Genomic DNA, 15,469 nt, shown 5'->3' on the forward strand with positions numbered 1-15,469 from the left:
CGGTGTTTATTTTTAAGCAAGAAAAAATGTGATGGAGATAACATTTTTTGACTTTGTCACAAGCGGGTAAGAAATCAAGTTGATATAATCCAAAATAGTTAAATTTTTAATAAATTAGAGGTCGGTATGAGTGAAACTGCGATTACCATTAGTTTGCTTGCCCTCGTTGCCGTGATTGGCCTATGGATCGGGCATTTTAAAATTAAAGGTGTAGGTCTGGGTATTGGGGGCGTGCTATTTGGTGGGATTTTAGTTGCCCATTTTACCACCCAATATGGCATTAAATTAGATAGCCATACATTACATTTCGTGCAAGAGTTCGGCTTAATTCTGTTTGTTTATACGATTGGTATTCAAGTGGGGCCGGGCTTTTTTGCTTCCTTACGACAATCAGGCTTAACCTTAAATGGGTTGGGCATTTTAATCGTTGCACTTGGTGCAGTGGTGACAATTCTCATTTATAAGCTGGCGGATATTCCTCTTGATGTCGCGCTTGGTATTTACTCCGGTGCAGTCACCAATACCCCATCTCTCGGTGCGGGTCAGCAAATTCTTTCTGAATTAGGCATGTCGCAGACGACGTCTAACATGGGGATGGCCTATGCAATGGCTTATCCTTTTGGAATTTGTGGCATTTTACTTTCTATGTGGCTTATTCGTCTTTTCTTTAAAATTAAAGTGGATAAAGAAGCAGCAAATTTTGAAAAAGAAAGTGGTCATGACAAAGAAGCACTCAAAAGCATGTCTCTGAAAGTCACCAATACTAATCTCAATGGTATCCATTTGATTGAAATTCCAGGTTTTGATGATGAAGATGTCGTCTGCTCTCGCTTGAAACGGGGTGAGCTTGTTATTGTGCCGAAAGCGGATACTGATGTTCAACTTGGGGATATTTTACATTTGGTCGGCAATCCTGAAGGCTTGAAAAAAATGCATCTTATCATTGGGGAAGAAGTTGATATCCCGGTAGCCAGCTTGAGTGGCGAAATTCGTTCTGAGCGCGTGGTCGTCACCAATGAAAAAGTACTCGGAAAACAAATTCGTCATCTTGGTATTCATCAAAAATATGGTGTAGTCATTTCGCGTTTAAACCGTGCAGGTGTGGAATTGGTGCCAACTGGCCATACTACCCTTCAATTTGGTGACGTATTACACATGGTTGGAAAAACTGACATTCTCAACCAAGCCATTTCAGTGATCGGGAATGCGAAACAAAAACTGCTACAAGTACAAATGTTACCAGTGTTTATTGGGATTGGCTTAGGGGTATTACTCGGCTCCATTCCTTTCTACATTCCTGGTTTCCCAGTAGCATTAAAATTAGGGCTAGCAGGCGGACCATTAGTCGTAGCGTTGATCTTGGCTCGAATTGGCTCTATAGGAAAACTCTATTGGTTTATGCCGCCGAGTGCGAACTTGGCATTGCGCGAAATTGGTATTGTGCTCTTCCTTGCTGTAGTCGGTTTAAAATCTGGCGGTAGCTTTGTTGACACACTCACCAATGGTTCTGGTCTTGAATGGATGGGCTACGGTATTTTTATCACTCTTGTACCATTAATGATTGTAGGTCTCATTGCACGTTTATATGTAAAATTAAATTATCTTTCACTCTGTGGTCTATTAGCGGGGTCAATGACGGATCCTCCTGCGCTTGCTTTCGCCAATGAACTGAAAGAAGGAAGCGGTGCCGCAGCACTCTCCTATGCGACAGTCTATCCGCTCACCATGTTCTTACGGATCATTTCACCGCAATTGTTAGCGATTCTTTTATGGGTTTAATTCCCTTTCAAACTTGGGGCAGTATAACTGCCCCAATATTTATGCTAAGCACCGTTACAACCATAAAACAATTCAAATAAAATCAGCCCCAAGCCTACCCCTTTCCCTCATTCAATGATAGAATTCATCGCTTCATTTAGATAGGAAAAGAAATGTCATTAATTGAATTTGTAATTGATAAACTCGATGATTTAAAAGGCACCGAAATTGTGCATTTTGATGTAAAAGGTAAATCATCGATTACTGAAAATATGATTATTTGTACCGGCACATCTAGCCGCCAAGTCGCAGCTATGGCCGATAACCTTATTTCAGAATGTAAAAAAGCCGGTTATGAAACCTTTGGTGAAGAAGGTCGTAATACAGCTGATTGGATCGTGGTGGATCTCGGTCAAACCATCGTACATATTATGCAACGTGATGCACGTGAAATGTATCAGTTAGAAAAACTTTGGGCATAAAGTGCGGTCAATTTTGACTGTGTTTTAAAAGGGAAAAGGATGAAAATCACATTAATCGCTGTAGGCACAAAAATGCCGGCTTGGGTGACAACTGGATTTGAAGAATACCAACGTCGTTTCCCTAAAGACATGCCTTTTGAACTCATTGAAATTCCTGCAGGTAAGCGTGGAAAAAATGCGGATATTAAACGCATCTTAGAGCAAGAAGGTAAAGCGATGCTTGCCGCTTGCGGAAAAGGTAAAGTGGTAACATTAGATATCCCAGGCAAACCTTGGACAACGCCACAACTTGCTGAGCAATTAGAGAGTTGGAAAAATGATGGTCGTGATGTGTGCCTGCTTATTGGCGGGCCAGAAGGCTTATCCCCTGAATGTAAAGCTGCAGCAGAACAAAGTTGGTCCCTGTCACCACTCACACTGCCCCATCCATTAGTGCGAGTTGTCGTGGCAGAAAGTTTATACCGCGCGTGGTCACTGACGACAAACCACCCTTATCACAGAGAATAACGTATTACATTACCGATGAATTTAAAAAAATTCTTTTCTGCACCAACCAATGAACCGATCCGCGATAAAAAAGCGGAACGGAACTTGTTTGCACGTCGAACATTGGTAGCATTCATCGGTATTTTAGCCCTAAGCGGTGTGCTATTTGCTAATATTTACCATCTCCAAGTGGTGAATTACGACATGTACCAAACTCGCTCAAATGGTAACCGTATTAAATTACTTCCGCTTCCTCCTACTCGCGGATTAATTTACGACCGTTACGGCGAGTTACTGGCAGAAAACCTCACTTTTTTCGGTTTATATATCGTGCCAGAAAAAACAGAAAATTTAGACCGCACTTTTGAAGAATTGCGCTATGTTGTGGGACTCACTGATGAAGACATTGAGCATTTCAAAAAAGAACGTCGTCGCGGTACACGTTATACGCCGATTTTACTCAAACCAAGTTTAACGGAAGAACAAATTGCCCGTTTTGCAGTAAACCAGTATAAATATCCAAGCCTTGATGTTCGTCCTTATTTCAAACGAAACTACCTGTATGGTGAAACCATGACCCATATTTTGGGTTATGTTGGACGTATTAATGACCGAGATGTTGAGCGTCTAAAAAAAGAAGAAAAATTTGCTAACTATTCCGGTTCTACGGATATGGGAAAATTGGGTATCGAGCGTTATTACGAAGAACAACTCCATGGAACAACTGGGTTTGAAGAGGTTGAAATTAATAATCGTGGTAAAGTTATTCGAAAATTACGTGAGCAACCTGCCACCGCGGGTAAAAGTATTCATCTGACCATCGATTTTACCCTTCAGCGCTTTATTATGTCGCTTCTTTCAGGTCAAAAAGGCGCTGTTGTTGTGCTTGATCCGAAAGATAACAGCGTATTGGCGATGGTTTCCACACCAAGCTATGACAATAATTTATTCGTCGATGGCATTTCTTCTAGCGATTACAAGCGTTTACTAGAAGACCCTACTCGACCACTTTACAGTCGTGCGACACAAGGGGTCTATCCACCGGCCTCTACCGTAAAACCATTCGTTGCAGTTGCGGCATTAACTGAAGGGGTGATTACACCTAACACCACAATTTTTGACCCTGGTTACTGGACATTACCAAACTCAACAAAACGTTTCCGAGATTGGAAAAAAACAGGGCATGGTTATACGGATTTAAACAAAGCCATTACTGAATCATCGGATACCTTCTTCTATCAAACCGCCTTTAATTTAGGTATTGATCGTTTTTCCATGTGGATGAAACGTTTTGGATTTGGTATGCCAACAGGGATTGAAATTCAAGAAGAAGCTATGGCTAATATGCCGAGTAAAGAATGGAAACAAAAACGTTACAAAAAACCTTGGGTACAAGGCGATACAATCTCAGTGGGGATTGGCCAAGGTTATTGGACAGCGACACCATTACAAGTGGCAAAAGCGACCTCTATTGTGGTCAATAACGGTAAAATTCATACGCCACATTTAATGAAATCCGTTGAAGGTGCCACCATTGAGCCGTATCAAGACCCGCTTTTATATGAAGATATTACCGATCCGAAACAAGCTTATTGGGATGCGGCTAAGCGCGGCATGTTCAATGTGGTGAATTCAGGTGCAGGGTCTGGACGAAAAGCCTTTATCGGCACGAATTACCATGTAGCAGGGAAATCCGGTACCGCACAGGTATTCAGCTTAAAAGAAAACCAAAAATATAATGCAGCGGGATTGAAAAAAGAATTACATGACCATGCTTGGTTTACGGCTTATGCGCCTTATGAAGATCCGAAATTAGTTGTGACGATTATTTTAGAAAACGCGGGAGGTGGTTCAAGTAATGCAGCACCAATTGCACGTCAAATTATGGATTTCTACTTGAATAAACGCTTGCCACAAATTGAACGTCAAGAAAATACTGAAAAAGAGAAAAAGACGGACCAAACTGATTTAGATGCGCCCGCACTAGAATCTCAACCAAGTGAGAATGAATAATGGAAGAAAAAGTGCCTTTATGCCTGCGATTATGGCAACGCTTACATATTGATTTTTTATTATTTATTGGATTAGCTGCTATTACAGCCTATGGCATGCTTGTGCTTTATAGTGCATCCGGCGCCAGTGAAGTGATGTTCCAAAATCGTATTATTCAGGTCATATTAGGTTTTGCTGTCATGATGATTATGGCGCAACTCCCCCCTAAATTTTATCAGCGACTCGCCCCTTACTTATACTTGGTGGGGTTTATCATGCTGATTTTGGTTGATGCTATCGGAACAACCAGTAAAGGGGCTCAACGTTGGTTAGATCTTGGGTTTATTCGCTTTCAGCCTTCTGAAATTGTCAAACTCGCGGTACCATTAATGGTAGCGGTATATTTAGGTAACCGTCCATTACCACCGAAAATGAGCGAAACCTTTATTGCTATCGCCATGATTATTGTGCCAACTTTACTTGTGGCTATTCAACCAGACTTAGGCACATCAATTCTGGTTAGTGCATCAGGCTTATTCGTGGTATTCTTAGCAGGGATGAGTTGGTGGCTTATTCTTGCTGCAGTAGTAGGATTAGCGGCATTTATTCCTATCATGTGGATGTATTTAATGCATGACTACCAACGCATGCGTGTATTAACCTTACTTGACCCAGAGAAAGATCCTCTTGGTGCAGGTTACCATATTTTGCAATCCAAAATTGCCATCGGTTCAGGCGGTATATCTGGCAAGGGATGGATGCAAGGGACACAATCCCAATTAGAATTTTTGCCTGAACCACACACTGATTTTATTTTTGCCGTGATGAGTGAAGAACATGGAATGGTCGGTTTTCTTATTCTGATGGCAATTTATTTGTTTATTATTATCCGTGGCTTAATGATTGCGGTAAATGCAGAAACCTCTTTCGGGCGTATTCTTGCTGGTGCAACCACACTGATATTCTTCGTTTATGTCTTCGTGAATATTGGTATGGTGAGCGGCATTTTGCCTGTCGTAGGAGTGCCTTTACCACTCTTTAGCTACGGCGGTACTTCATATGTGGCCATTATGGCGAGCTTTGGTTTAGTGATGTCTATTCATACTCACAAACCTCGCTTTATGAAAGGGAACTAATTTTCCTTTTGGCTTTCTTATGAAGAGCACCGATAATCTTGAAAGTAATAAGTATGACATTAAAAAACATCTTAAAAACGACCGCACTTTTCACCTTGATAAGCAGCTCAAGTTTCTCTGCTTTTGCAGATACACAAAAAATGTATGGTATTCAAGGGGATTCGCTGTCGATTACTACGACCGTTCAAGCGCCACAAAGCTATGAAGTGAATGGTAGAACATACACCACACAAGGTGATGAGGCAAAGTCCTATTCAAAAGAAGGGACAGCAAGTTATTACCACCATAAATTTAATGGTCGTAAAACAGCTAATGGTGAACGCTATAATTCGGCTCTTTTCACTGCAGCCCATAAAACGTTGCCTTTAAACTCTTATGCAGTTGTCACAAACTTGCATAATAATCGCAAAGTGATTGTGCGAATTAATGATCGCGGTCCATTCAGTGAGAAACGTATCATTGACTTATCCCATTCTGCAGCAAAAGAATTAGGCCTTATTGCTCGTGGTACAGGACAAGTAAGAATTGAAGCTTTACATGTGGATCACAAAGGTCAAATTTCAGGTGCGGGAGCAAAAACACTCGCCAAGCATGCTAAAACGCAAGAAGCCAGTGATCGTTTAGTGATCAATAAAAATAACGAAAAAAAAAATCAAAACTTAGACAGCACAAACGATGCAAAAACTGTCTTCAAGCTAAAACTACTCGCGCTGTCGTCAAAAAATCAAGCAGAAAGCATCATTACAAAGCTCGCGTTAAACGACATAAAAACCGAAATTAACCAAAATGGGCGAAACTACGAAATCCATTTTGGACCAATTGCGGATCAAGCGGATATGAATCAATTAAAAACAAAACTACAAAAAACGATCAATGGGCAACCCGTAATCGTTTATACTTATAAAAACCAATAAGCTATTAAAGGAAATGCTATGTTAAAACAATCTGCAAAATTGAAAAAAATTGTACTATTCTCGGGATTAATGGCAGCCTCAACATTTGCTACGGCTGAAGATATTCAATACGGTATCGCAGTACCGGAAGTGAATGCGCAAACTTATGTTTTAATGGATTACAATTCTGGTGCGGTACTTGCATCACTTAACCCAGACCAACGCCAATACCCTGCTTCATTAACAAAAATGATGACTAGCTACGTGGTTGGTGCAGCATTAAAACAAGGTAAAATCCATAATGAAGATATGGTGACGATTAGCGAAAGCGCTTGGGGTAGAAATTTCCCTGATTCATCAAAAATGTTCTTAAATTTAAATCAACAAGTGTCTGTGGGTGATTTAAACAAAGGGATTATCATTGTTTCTGGTAATGATGCCTGTGTTGCTGTAGCTGAACATATTTCGGGTACCGTGGCTAACTTCGTTGATACCATGAATAAATACGTTCAACAATTTGGCTTAAAAAATACTAACTTCACCACACCACATGGTTTAGACGATCCAAACCAATATTCAACTGCACGTGATATGGCGATTATTGGTGCACATATTATTCGTGATTTACCGGAAGAATATAAAATCTACGCAGAAAAAGATTTTACTTTCAACAAAATCAAACAACCTAACCGTAATGGCTTATTATGGGATAAAACCATTAATGTTGATGGTATGAAAACCGGTCACACAAGCCAAGCTGGTTATAACCTTGTCGCATCAGCCACAAGTCCAAACAATATGCGTTTGATTTCTGTTGTCATGGGTGTACCAACTTATAAAGGCCGTGAAGTCGAAAGTAAAAAACTCTTACAATGGGGGTTTGCTAACTTTGAAACCTTAAAAACCTACAAAGCCAATGAAGAAATTTCAAAACAATCGGTTTACTACGGTGATAAAGGTGAGGTAAAAGTCGGTGTATTGCAAGATGGTTTTATTACCGTGCCAAAAGGTAAACAAGCTGACTTAAAAGCACGTTATGAATTAGATAACAAATACTTACAAGCACCTTTAGCAAAAGGTCAAGTGGTGGGTAAAATTGTTTATCAATTAGATGGTAAAGATGTCGCCACCCTGAATCTTCAAGCATTAGAAGATGTACAAGAAGGCGGCTTCTTAGGTAAAGGTTGGGACTGGTTAGTATTAACAGTTAAAGGATTATTTGACTAAACACCTTGAAAATTAACCGTACTTCCCCATTTATATCACATCAATAAATTCGTAAGGTGTGTGAATTTAGCTGATTCACGCACCTTATTCTTAAATTAAGGAAACAACATGGCAACCGAAAACGATTATGAAAAACTAAAAGAAGTAATGGAATTCCCCGCAGCAATAACATTTAAAGTCGCAGGTGTTAACCGCGAGGGGTTAGCACAAGACATCATCGCGGTGATACAAAAATATTTACCGGGTGATTATATTCCAAAGGAAAAACGCAGTAGTAAAGGCACTTATAATTCAGTTTCAATTGATATTGTGGCGCAAAACTTTGAGCAAGTAGAAACTCTTTACAAAGAACTTGCAAAAGTTGAAGGCGTTAAAATGGTTCTCTAAGATGAGCAATACTGATTTAATTGTCCGTCAATTAGGATTACAAGATTATCAGGAAATCTGGCATAAAATGCAGGAATTCACGGATAATCGAAATGCAAAAACCACCGATGAAATTTGGCTAGTTGAGCATCATCCTGTTTTCACACAAGGCCAAGCTGGCAAACCAGAACACTTATTACAACACAGTGATATTCCTGTTGTTCAATCGGATCGTGGTGGTCAAATTACCTATCATGGTCCTGGTCAGCAGGTCATGTATGTGCTCATTGATATCAAGCGCCATGAACATTTAAATGTTCGCCAATTAGTGACCGCACTTGAACAATCTGTTGTGAAAACCCTTGCAGACTACGGCATTGAAGGTTATCCCAAACCTGATGCACCTGGTGTGTATATTGATGGCAAAAAAATCTGTTCATTAGGTTTACGCATTCGCAAAGGCTGCTCTTTCCATGGGCTTGCGTTTAATATCAATATGGATCTCAATCCTTTCCATTACATTAATCCTTGTGGCTATGCAGGGCTTGAAATGTGTCAGCTTGCTGACTTTATTGGTAAAGAAGAGGCAACACTTGACAAGGTTTCCCCCAAATTAATTAAACACTTTGCCGAACTTTTAGGCTATAATGTTACAAATTTATAACATTCACTTTTATAACACATTTAAAAATGCCTGAATCAGGCATTTTTCTTTAGGAAAGAACAATGTCAACGCCTTTTAAAATGGAACGCGGTGTGAAATACCGTGATGCAGCCAAAACATCAATTATCCCTGTTAAAAACATCGATCCTAATCAAGAGTTATTGAAAAAGCCTGAATGGATGAAAATCAAATTGCCATCTAGCTCATTAAAGATCGAGACTATCAAAAACGGGATGCGTCGTCATGGCCTACATTCTGTCTGCGAAGAAGCGTCTTGTCCAAATTTACACGAGTGCTTTAACCACGGTACGGCAACCTTTATGATTTTAGGGGCGATTTGTACTCGTCGTTGCCCTTTCTGTGATGTTGCACATGGTAAACCATTACCACCCGATCCGGATGAACCACGTAAATTAGCTGAAACTATCCAAGATATGAAGTTGAAATATGTGGTGATTACCTCTGTAGACCGTGATGATTTGCCTGATCGTGGTGCAGGTCATTTTGCTGAATGTGTAAAAGAAGTGCGTGCATTAAACCCTGGCATTAAAATTGAGATTTTGGTTCCTGATTTCCGTGGACGTATTACCCAAGCCTTAGAAAAATTAAAAGACAATCCACCGGATGTGTTCAACCACAACTTGGAAAATGTGCCACGTTTATATAAAGAAATTCGTCCGGGCGCTGATTATCAGTGGTCTTTAAAATTGCTCCATGATTTCAAAGAAATGTTCCCAAACATCCCAACTAAATCAGGTTTAATGGTTGGATTGGGTGAAACCAATGAGGAAATTCTTCAAGTGATGGAAGACTTACGTGCAAACGGCGTAACCATGCTTACACTGGGTCAATATCTCCAACCAAGTCGCCATCACTTACCGGTTGCGCGCTATGTGCCGCCAGCCGAATTTGATGAGTTCCGTGATAAAGCTAATGCAATGGGCTTTGAACACGCGGCCTGTGGCCCATTTGTTCGCTCTTCCTACCATGCTGATTTACAAGCAAGTGGTGGATTAGTGAAGTAATCAAAAACAGCTAAAAAAATGACCGCACTTTGAATCGCAAGTGCGGTCATTTTTTATATTATCTTTTACAGCTAGTCAGTCACTGCCGGCTTTTCTTCCTCCCCCTCGTCAGTTTCCATCATGCTTTCCTGACGAAGATCTTCAAGCGTACGACCATTAATTAAGTAGCCATTTTCCGTTTTTTCCACTCTAGAAACGTAATTATCACCTTCTTCCACAAATTCTCGGTGAAGTTTTCCATCATACTTCACAAAGCTACTTAAATATTGCCAAAAGTATGAATTTTCCTTAATGGCTAAGGCTTTTTCATTTTGATCATCAAACAACATTTTACTTAATGTTAGATTGAATGTGCCTTCAATATTATCTGGAATCATGTCTGATGAATCATCTTCAGGCACTTGGGGCACAATACCACTTACTTCCAATTTAACTGGATAAGCATTGGTCTCCGGATAAGTATTTAGATTGAAATTCAACGTTGCATTATCAACGATTAAATCAAGCTCTTTCCAAGAATTTTTGATATATTTATCAAATGTGGCTGACGTTAAATGCGTGCTGCATAATGCCCCATAAAATGGTGCTGAGCAAAATCTTGCTGATAAATGCGCTTTGCTATGATTAATTTTAAATGGTGCATCAATCGCTAATTTTTCAAATTGGAAGCCTGCACTTGGGTAACTGGCTTTATTCGCTGACAATGTGATATGTTCATTATATTGATCATTGTCTAGTGTTTCCGTCTTATCACTGGCTGATACGTCATCAAGCACTAAATCGGCCATATTAAATGATTTTAAGGCTGCCTCAATATTGGTTTTACCACTAAATTCTTTCACCCATTTATCTTTGGCATTCAAAAAGTCTTTATTGTCTTTTAACGGTGCCTCTTTCTCAGCAAAAGCATCTAATAAAAACGGTACAAATGCCAATTCATTTGCCACGTTGTAATCATCTAACTGAATATTAACTTTACCGCCTTTGGCTTCCCATTTACGCGCTTCATCGGCAGGGGTTTGCTTCACACTATCAACATTCAGTTTAAAATCCACATTAGCCTTGGTTAAATCCGTATTCGCCAACTTAAGTTCAAGACCGGCATTTTGTAAGTTAAAGTAAGGTTGATTATTTTTAGGCACATTGACGGAAAGCACGGATAACGAACCCTCAAAACGATCGTTTTGTGTAAAAATTTTTGTTAACAAATTGACGCCGTCTTTAATGTCTAGTGAGCCATCACTTAGTTTTTTAAATTCATGATGAAAATTGACCGCACTTGGCACGCCATTTTGTTTAATGAATAAATTCAAACCACCCGCAGTTGCTTGACCTTCCTCTGTCGTGCGGGTTTTATTCGCAATGCGTAAAATATCACTACTGAATTTCGTACTCAGATCACGCTTATCTGCCTCACCTGATTTCACGTCAAAATGGTAAGTCGCATTTTTCATATAAACATGGGTATTTTCACCATTTAACAATGCGACTTCAGCATTTTTCGCGGTTAAGTCAATACTTGATAGGTCGTATTGATTTTCACCGACTGGCACGAGGCGAGCTTCACCTTCAATTTGTTCCAGTTTAGTGTCTTTATCGTAATTAAAACCACTTAGAGTTGTTTTTAGCTCAACTTCTTTATTTTTTAAGAAATGAAGACCAATAGAAAGGTTTTGGGACTTATTCGCAAAATCACGGAATTCCGTCAAAATATCAGACTGTAAATAATCCCCTACCGGCGAAAATTTACTATTAATCGTGTTTTTATCAATCGTGATATTTAATGTTTTATTTAATTGACGAACTAATTGATCAGATAACTGAGACTCCGCTGTAATGAAGAAAGGCAGAGCGGTGAGCTTAGTTGAAATCACATTTGTGCTTTTCGCATCGCTGTCTTTTACACTAAAGATTAACTCGCGAATAAAAAAGTTTTTCGCGGTTTGCGTCACATTTAATGTTGCTTGGTTATCCAAAGAATAAGGGAAATTTTTTAACACCTGATCGATTTTATGATTGGTGTAAAATTGTGCGCCGATCCCAAGTGCCACTGCGATAGCCGAAATCGTCAATGCTATTGTTCTTTTCTTGCTCATAATGTCCCCAAATACGTTCTCAATTTACGGTCTCAAAATCCTTTTGAAAAATTAACCGCACTTTTCTCTTCAAAGTGCGGTCAGTTTCCAGTCTATTTTAGCCTAAGATTTTATCTAACTCTTGGCTTACAGCTTCCACTTTTTGAGTACCATCTAAACGGAAATATTGCGTATTACCTGCTTTCGCTTCAGCTTGGTAATAATCAATTAATGGGCTAGTTTGTTTGTGGTAAACCGCTAAACGATCTAACACCGTTTCTGGTTTATCATCCGCACGGATAATTAAATCTTCACCCGTTACATCATCCTTACCTTCCACTTTTGGTGGGTTGTAAACGATGTGATAAGAACGGCCAGATGCCTGGTGTACGCGACGACCACTCATACGTTCAACGATCACTTCATCCGGTACATCAAACTCTAAAACGTAATCAATTTTTACGCCAGAATCTTTTAATGCATCCGCTTGTGGAATCGTACGTGGGAAACCATCTAATAAGAAACCATTTGCACAATCTGGTTGAGAAATACGATCTTTTACTAATGCAACGGTTAATTCATCTGGCACTAATTTCCCTTCATCCATTAATGCTTTTGCTTGTTTACCTAATTCTGTCCCCGCTTTAATCGCAGCACGGAACATATCCCCTGTTGAAATTTGTGGGATACCAAACTTGTTCATAATAAATTGTGCTTGTGTGCCTTTTCCTGCACCAGGAGCACCTAAAAGAATAATTTTCATACGAATCTCCAATAAATAATAGACCTGTTTAAAATACCGTTAAAGCCTTGTTTGGTCAAATGATTTTGCTGTTAATTTTGACCGCACTTTATTTTATTTTAAGCTTTTTCATTTCCTTTTTCATTCCATGGTGCCACCCAGAATAAACAAATCATTCCTGGGATAGCGAGGAATAAACAAATCCAGAAAAAATGATAGTAACCTACTGCTTTGACCAAGTAACCCGATAACATACCAAGCCCTTTACTCGGTAAAGCAGAAAGGCTGGTAAATAAGGCTAACTGAGTGGCTGTATAAAGTGGATTCGTTTCGCGAGCCATAAAGGCGACAAAGGCAGCGGTGCCGAGACCGACACCGATATATTCCCCCGCAATCACGAAACCTAATTTCCAAAGTTCAGCAGCACCGATTTGGTCAAAATGCCCAAATGCCGCTAACCAAATAAATCCACCAATAGTGATTAATTGGATAAAACCAAATACCCATAATGCACGGTTAATGCCTAGGCGTAACATAATCACGCCACCCACGAGACCGGCAGAGATACTCGCCCAAAGTGAAGTGCTTTTTACCACCAACGCAATATGTTCTTTTTCAAAGCCCATGTCATAGACGAATTTCGTTTGTAACGTAGTGGCAAATGAATCACCAAATTTATACAAGAACAAAAAGAGTAAAAAACCGATGGCTTGCGCGACACCTTTGCGTTGGAAAAATTCTTTTAACGGTATCCAAAACACCATATAGAAAGGTTGATCGCGATCGACTTGCGCAATGTTTGGTTCTTTCGCCAAAAAGAGCGTCATAAATATGCCCGCTAGCATACAAAGTGCGGTCCGTAAAAAGACGGTTTCCCATGGATGAATCGTCGCTAAATAAAGCGAGAGCCCCCCAGGAATTAAACCTGCAACACGATAAGCATTGATATGGATGGTGTTTCCCAATCCTAATTCATTATCGGTCAAAATTTCACGGCGATAAGCATCAAGCACAATATCTTGTGTCGCAGATACAAAGGCAATAAATGTCGCAAGTTTAGCCACTGTTCCCAACTGTGCCACAGGATCAAACTGACTAATCGCATAAAGGGAAATCAGCAAAATCACTTGAGAAATCAATAACCAACTACGACGACGCCCTAAAAAATGTGGGAAATAGCGATCTAATAACGGCGCCCATAAAAACTTCAAACCATATGGCACCATCACCCCTGTCAAGGCACCGATTAATTCAACGGAAAGTTTCTTATCTGTCAGCCACACTGGCAACATTTGCAATAACACGAAAAGTGGTAAGCCCGAACTAAATCCAGTGAAAACACAGATCAGCATTTTGCGGGTAAATATTTGACTAGAAAGGGATTGTTCTGACATAAAGTGCGGTTATTTTTGAGCGTGTTTTATCTGATTAAAATATTAAGGGCGGAATGATGCTCCGCCCAACAAGAGTGAGATTAATCTCGATATCCTTTCGGATTATTTTTTTGCCAATTCCAAGTGTCTTTCATCATTTGCTCAAGACCACGTTCTGCTGTCCAATTTAACTCTTTCGCGGCGAGACTTGGATCGGAATAGCAGGTTGCAATATCACCCGGACGACGTGCAACAAGACGATATGGAATTTTGATATTGTTTGCTTGTTCAAACGCTTTCACCATATCAAGCACAGAATAACCGGTACCTGTACCTAAGTTATAAATGTGTAACCCTGCGTCATTTTCATGGCGATTTAATGCTTTTAAGTGACCAATCGCTAAATCCACCACGTGAATATAATCACGTACACCTGTGCCATCATGAGTATCATAATCGCTACCAAATACCGAAAGTTGCGGTAATTTACCGATCGCAACTTGGCTGATGTAAGGTAATAGGTTATTTGGAATACCATTTGGATCTTCACCAATCAAGCCGCTTGCGTGAGCGCCTACTGGATTGAAATAACGTAAAATCGTCATGCTAAATTGCGGTTCAGCTTTCGCTACATCGGTCAGAATTTGTTCCACCATGTATTTAGAGGTACCGTAAGGGTTGGTTGTGCCGCCCACTTTGCAATCTTCTGTAATTGGAATAATTTCCGGATCGCCATAAACCGTTGCAGATGAACTAAATACAAAGTTCCACACACCTGCTTTTTTCATTTCTTGAATGAGAACAATCGTGCCTGCAACATTATTCATATAGTATTCAGCAGGTTTTTGAACACTTTCACCCACGGCTTTTAAACCCGCAAAATGGATTACCGATTGAATGCTGTTTTCAGCAAAGATTTTTTGTAATAAAGCACGATCTAAAATATCGCCTTCATAAAATTTCACGTCTTTGCCCGTGATTTCTTTGACGCGTTCTAAAGATTTTGGGGAGGAATTGCATAAATTATCCAATACCACCACGTCTTTATTTGCATTTAATAATTCCACTACGGTGTGTGAACCGATATAGCCGGCTCCACCTGTTACTAAAATCGCCATGGGTTGCTCCTTAATCATTTTGTTCGTGAATTATAACATTGATTTCTACGATACATAAATTTATCCCCTCTTTTGACCGCACTTTGGTGTGATCGTTGTCACAGAATAAACATTTTTCTCTGGAATTTTGAT

Annotated in this window: 14 protein-coding genes; 10 read left to right on the forward strand and 4 right to left on the reverse strand. The window is 39.8% G+C overall.

The window, feature by feature from the left end:
* Positions 1 to 126: 126 nt before the first annotated feature.
* From INP94_RS00315 to lipA, 10 genes are all read left to right on the forward strand, one after another.
* Positions 127 to 1,779, forward strand: a complete 1,653-nt coding sequence (locus tag INP94_RS00315) for a putative transporter (RefSeq protein ID WP_197543664.1) — start codon at positions 127 to 129, stop codon at positions 1,777 to 1,779.
* Between the two features lie 152 nt (positions 1,780 to 1,931).
* Entirely contained in the window at positions 1,932 to 2,240 is a 309-nt protein-coding gene (gene rsfS, locus INP94_RS00320) for a ribosome silencing factor (protein WP_197543665.1), read from the forward strand.
* A 39-nt stretch (positions 2,241 to 2,279) separates the two neighbouring features.
* The gene (gene rlmH / locus INP94_RS00325; RefSeq protein ID WP_049372831.1) at positions 2,280 to 2,747 is read left to right on the forward strand and encodes a 23S rRNA (pseudouridine(1915)-N(3))-methyltransferase RlmH; all 468 of its coding nucleotides are present in this window, start codon (positions 2,280 to 2,282) and stop codon (positions 2,745 to 2,747) included.
* Between the two features lie 15 nt (positions 2,748 to 2,762).
* Positions 2,763 to 4,739 carry a penicillin-binding protein 2 gene (mrdA, locus tag INP94_RS00330; RefSeq protein WP_197543666.1) on the forward strand — a complete coding sequence of 659 codons (1,977 nt, stop codon included), beginning with the start codon at positions 2,763 to 2,765 and terminating at the stop codon, positions 4,737 to 4,739.
* Complete coding sequence (rodA, locus tag INP94_RS00335) at positions 4,739 to 5,854, forward strand: rod shape-determining protein RodA (RefSeq protein WP_111327313.1); 1,116 nt, start codon at positions 4,739 to 4,741, stop codon at positions 5,852 to 5,854. The genes mrdA and rodA overlap by 1 nt, the downstream gene beginning before the upstream one ends.
* 53 nt (positions 5,855 to 5,907) lie before the next feature.
* Positions 5,908 to 6,768, forward strand: a complete 861-nt coding sequence (locus INP94_RS00340) for a septal ring lytic transglycosylase RlpA family protein (protein WP_197543667.1) — start codon at positions 5,908 to 5,910, stop codon at positions 6,766 to 6,768.
* 18 nt (positions 6,769 to 6,786) lie between these two features.
* A complete protein-coding gene (locus INP94_RS00345; RefSeq protein ID WP_197543668.1) occupies positions 6,787 to 7,974 on the forward strand; it encodes a serine hydrolase in 1,188 nt (395 codons plus the stop codon).
* Between the two features lie 108 nt (positions 7,975 to 8,082).
* On the forward strand, positions 8,083 to 8,361 hold the full coding sequence (gene ybeD, locus INP94_RS00350) for a DUF493 family protein YbeD (RefSeq protein WP_197543669.1): 279 nt from the start codon (positions 8,083 to 8,085) through the stop codon (positions 8,359 to 8,361).
* Between the two features lies 1 nt (position 8,362).
* On the forward strand, positions 8,363 to 9,004 hold the full coding sequence (gene lipB, locus INP94_RS00355) for a lipoyl(octanoyl) transferase LipB (RefSeq protein WP_197543670.1): 642 nt from the start codon (positions 8,363 to 8,365) through the stop codon (positions 9,002 to 9,004).
* 62 nt (positions 9,005 to 9,066) lie between these two features.
* Entirely contained in the window at positions 9,067 to 10,029 is a 963-nt protein-coding gene (gene lipA, locus INP94_RS00360; protein WP_005695484.1) for a lipoyl synthase, read from the forward strand.
* A 71-nt stretch (positions 10,030 to 10,100) separates the two neighbouring features.
* Here the strand turns inward: lipA and INP94_RS00365 are convergent, their stop codons facing one another.
* The 4 genes from INP94_RS00365 to galE form a co-directional block, all read right to left on the reverse strand.
* The gene (locus tag INP94_RS00365) at positions 10,101 to 12,125 is read right to left on the reverse strand and encodes a hypothetical protein (RefSeq protein ID WP_197543671.1); all 2,025 of its coding nucleotides are present in this window, start codon (positions 12,123 to 12,125) and stop codon (positions 10,101 to 10,103) included.
* A 97-nt stretch (positions 12,126 to 12,222) separates the two neighbouring features.
* Positions 12,223 to 12,867 (reverse strand): adenylate kinase, encoded by a 645-nt coding sequence (gene adk / locus INP94_RS00370; protein ID WP_005695482.1) that lies wholly within the window; start codon positions 12,865 to 12,867, stop codon positions 12,223 to 12,225.
* Between the two features lie 98 nt (positions 12,868 to 12,965).
* Positions 12,966 to 14,240, reverse strand: a complete 1,275-nt coding sequence (locus INP94_RS00375) for an MFS transporter (protein WP_197543672.1) — start codon at positions 14,238 to 14,240, stop codon at positions 12,966 to 12,968.
* An 80-nt stretch (positions 14,241 to 14,320) separates the two neighbouring features.
* Positions 14,321 to 15,337, reverse strand: a complete 1,017-nt coding sequence (galE, locus tag INP94_RS00380; RefSeq protein ID WP_197543673.1) for a UDP-glucose 4-epimerase GalE — start codon at positions 15,335 to 15,337, stop codon at positions 14,321 to 14,323.
* Positions 15,338 to 15,469: the final 132 nt, after the last annotated feature.

Source organism: Haemophilus parainfluenzae (genome assembly GCF_014931395.1).
Classification (GTDB): domain Bacteria; phylum Pseudomonadota; class Gammaproteobacteria; order Enterobacterales; family Pasteurellaceae; genus Haemophilus_D.

Bases quoted from the DNA above. Each gene is read 5' to 3' on its own strand.
- galE (WP_197543673.1), bottom strand. From the start codon at position 15,337: ATGGCGATTTTAGTAACAGGTGGAGCCGGCTATATCGGTTCACACACC.
- rodA (WP_111327313.1), top strand. From the start codon at position 4,739: ATGGAAGAAAAAGTGCCTTTATGCCTGCGATTATGGCAACGCTTACAT.
- rsfS (WP_197543665.1), top strand. From the start codon at position 1,932: ATGTCATTAATTGAATTTGTAATTGATAAACTCGATGATTTAAAAGGC.
- rlmH (WP_049372831.1), top strand. From the start codon at position 2,280: ATGAAAATCACATTAATCGCTGTAGGCACAAAAATGCCGGCTTGGGTG.
- adk (WP_005695482.1), bottom strand. From the start codon at position 12,867: ATGAAAATTATTCTTTTAGGTGCTCCTGGTGCAGGAAAAGGCACACAA.
- INP94_RS00365 (WP_197543671.1), bottom strand. From the start codon at position 12,125: ATGAGCAAGAAAAGAACAATAGCATTGACGATTTCGGCTATCGCAGTG.
- INP94_RS00315 (WP_197543664.1), top strand. From the start codon at position 127: ATGAGTGAAACTGCGATTACCATTAGTTTGCTTGCCCTCGTTGCCGTG.
- mrdA (WP_197543666.1), top strand. From the start codon at position 2,763: ATGAATTTAAAAAAATTCTTTTCTGCACCAACCAATGAACCGATCCGC.
- lipB (WP_197543670.1), top strand. From the start codon at position 8,363: ATGAGCAATACTGATTTAATTGTCCGTCAATTAGGATTACAAGATTAT.
- INP94_RS00375 (WP_197543672.1), bottom strand. From the start codon at position 14,240: ATGTCAGAACAATCCCTTTCTAGTCAAATATTTACCCGCAAAATGCTG.
- ybeD (WP_197543669.1), top strand. From the start codon at position 8,083: ATGGCAACCGAAAACGATTATGAAAAACTAAAAGAAGTAATGGAATTC.
- INP94_RS00340 (WP_197543667.1), top strand. From the start codon at position 5,908: ATGACATTAAAAAACATCTTAAAAACGACCGCACTTTTCACCTTGATA.
- INP94_RS00345 (WP_197543668.1), top strand. From the start codon at position 6,787: ATGTTAAAACAATCTGCAAAATTGAAAAAAATTGTACTATTCTCGGGA.
- lipA (WP_005695484.1), top strand. From the start codon at position 9,067: ATGTCAACGCCTTTTAAAATGGAACGCGGTGTGAAATACCGTGATGCA.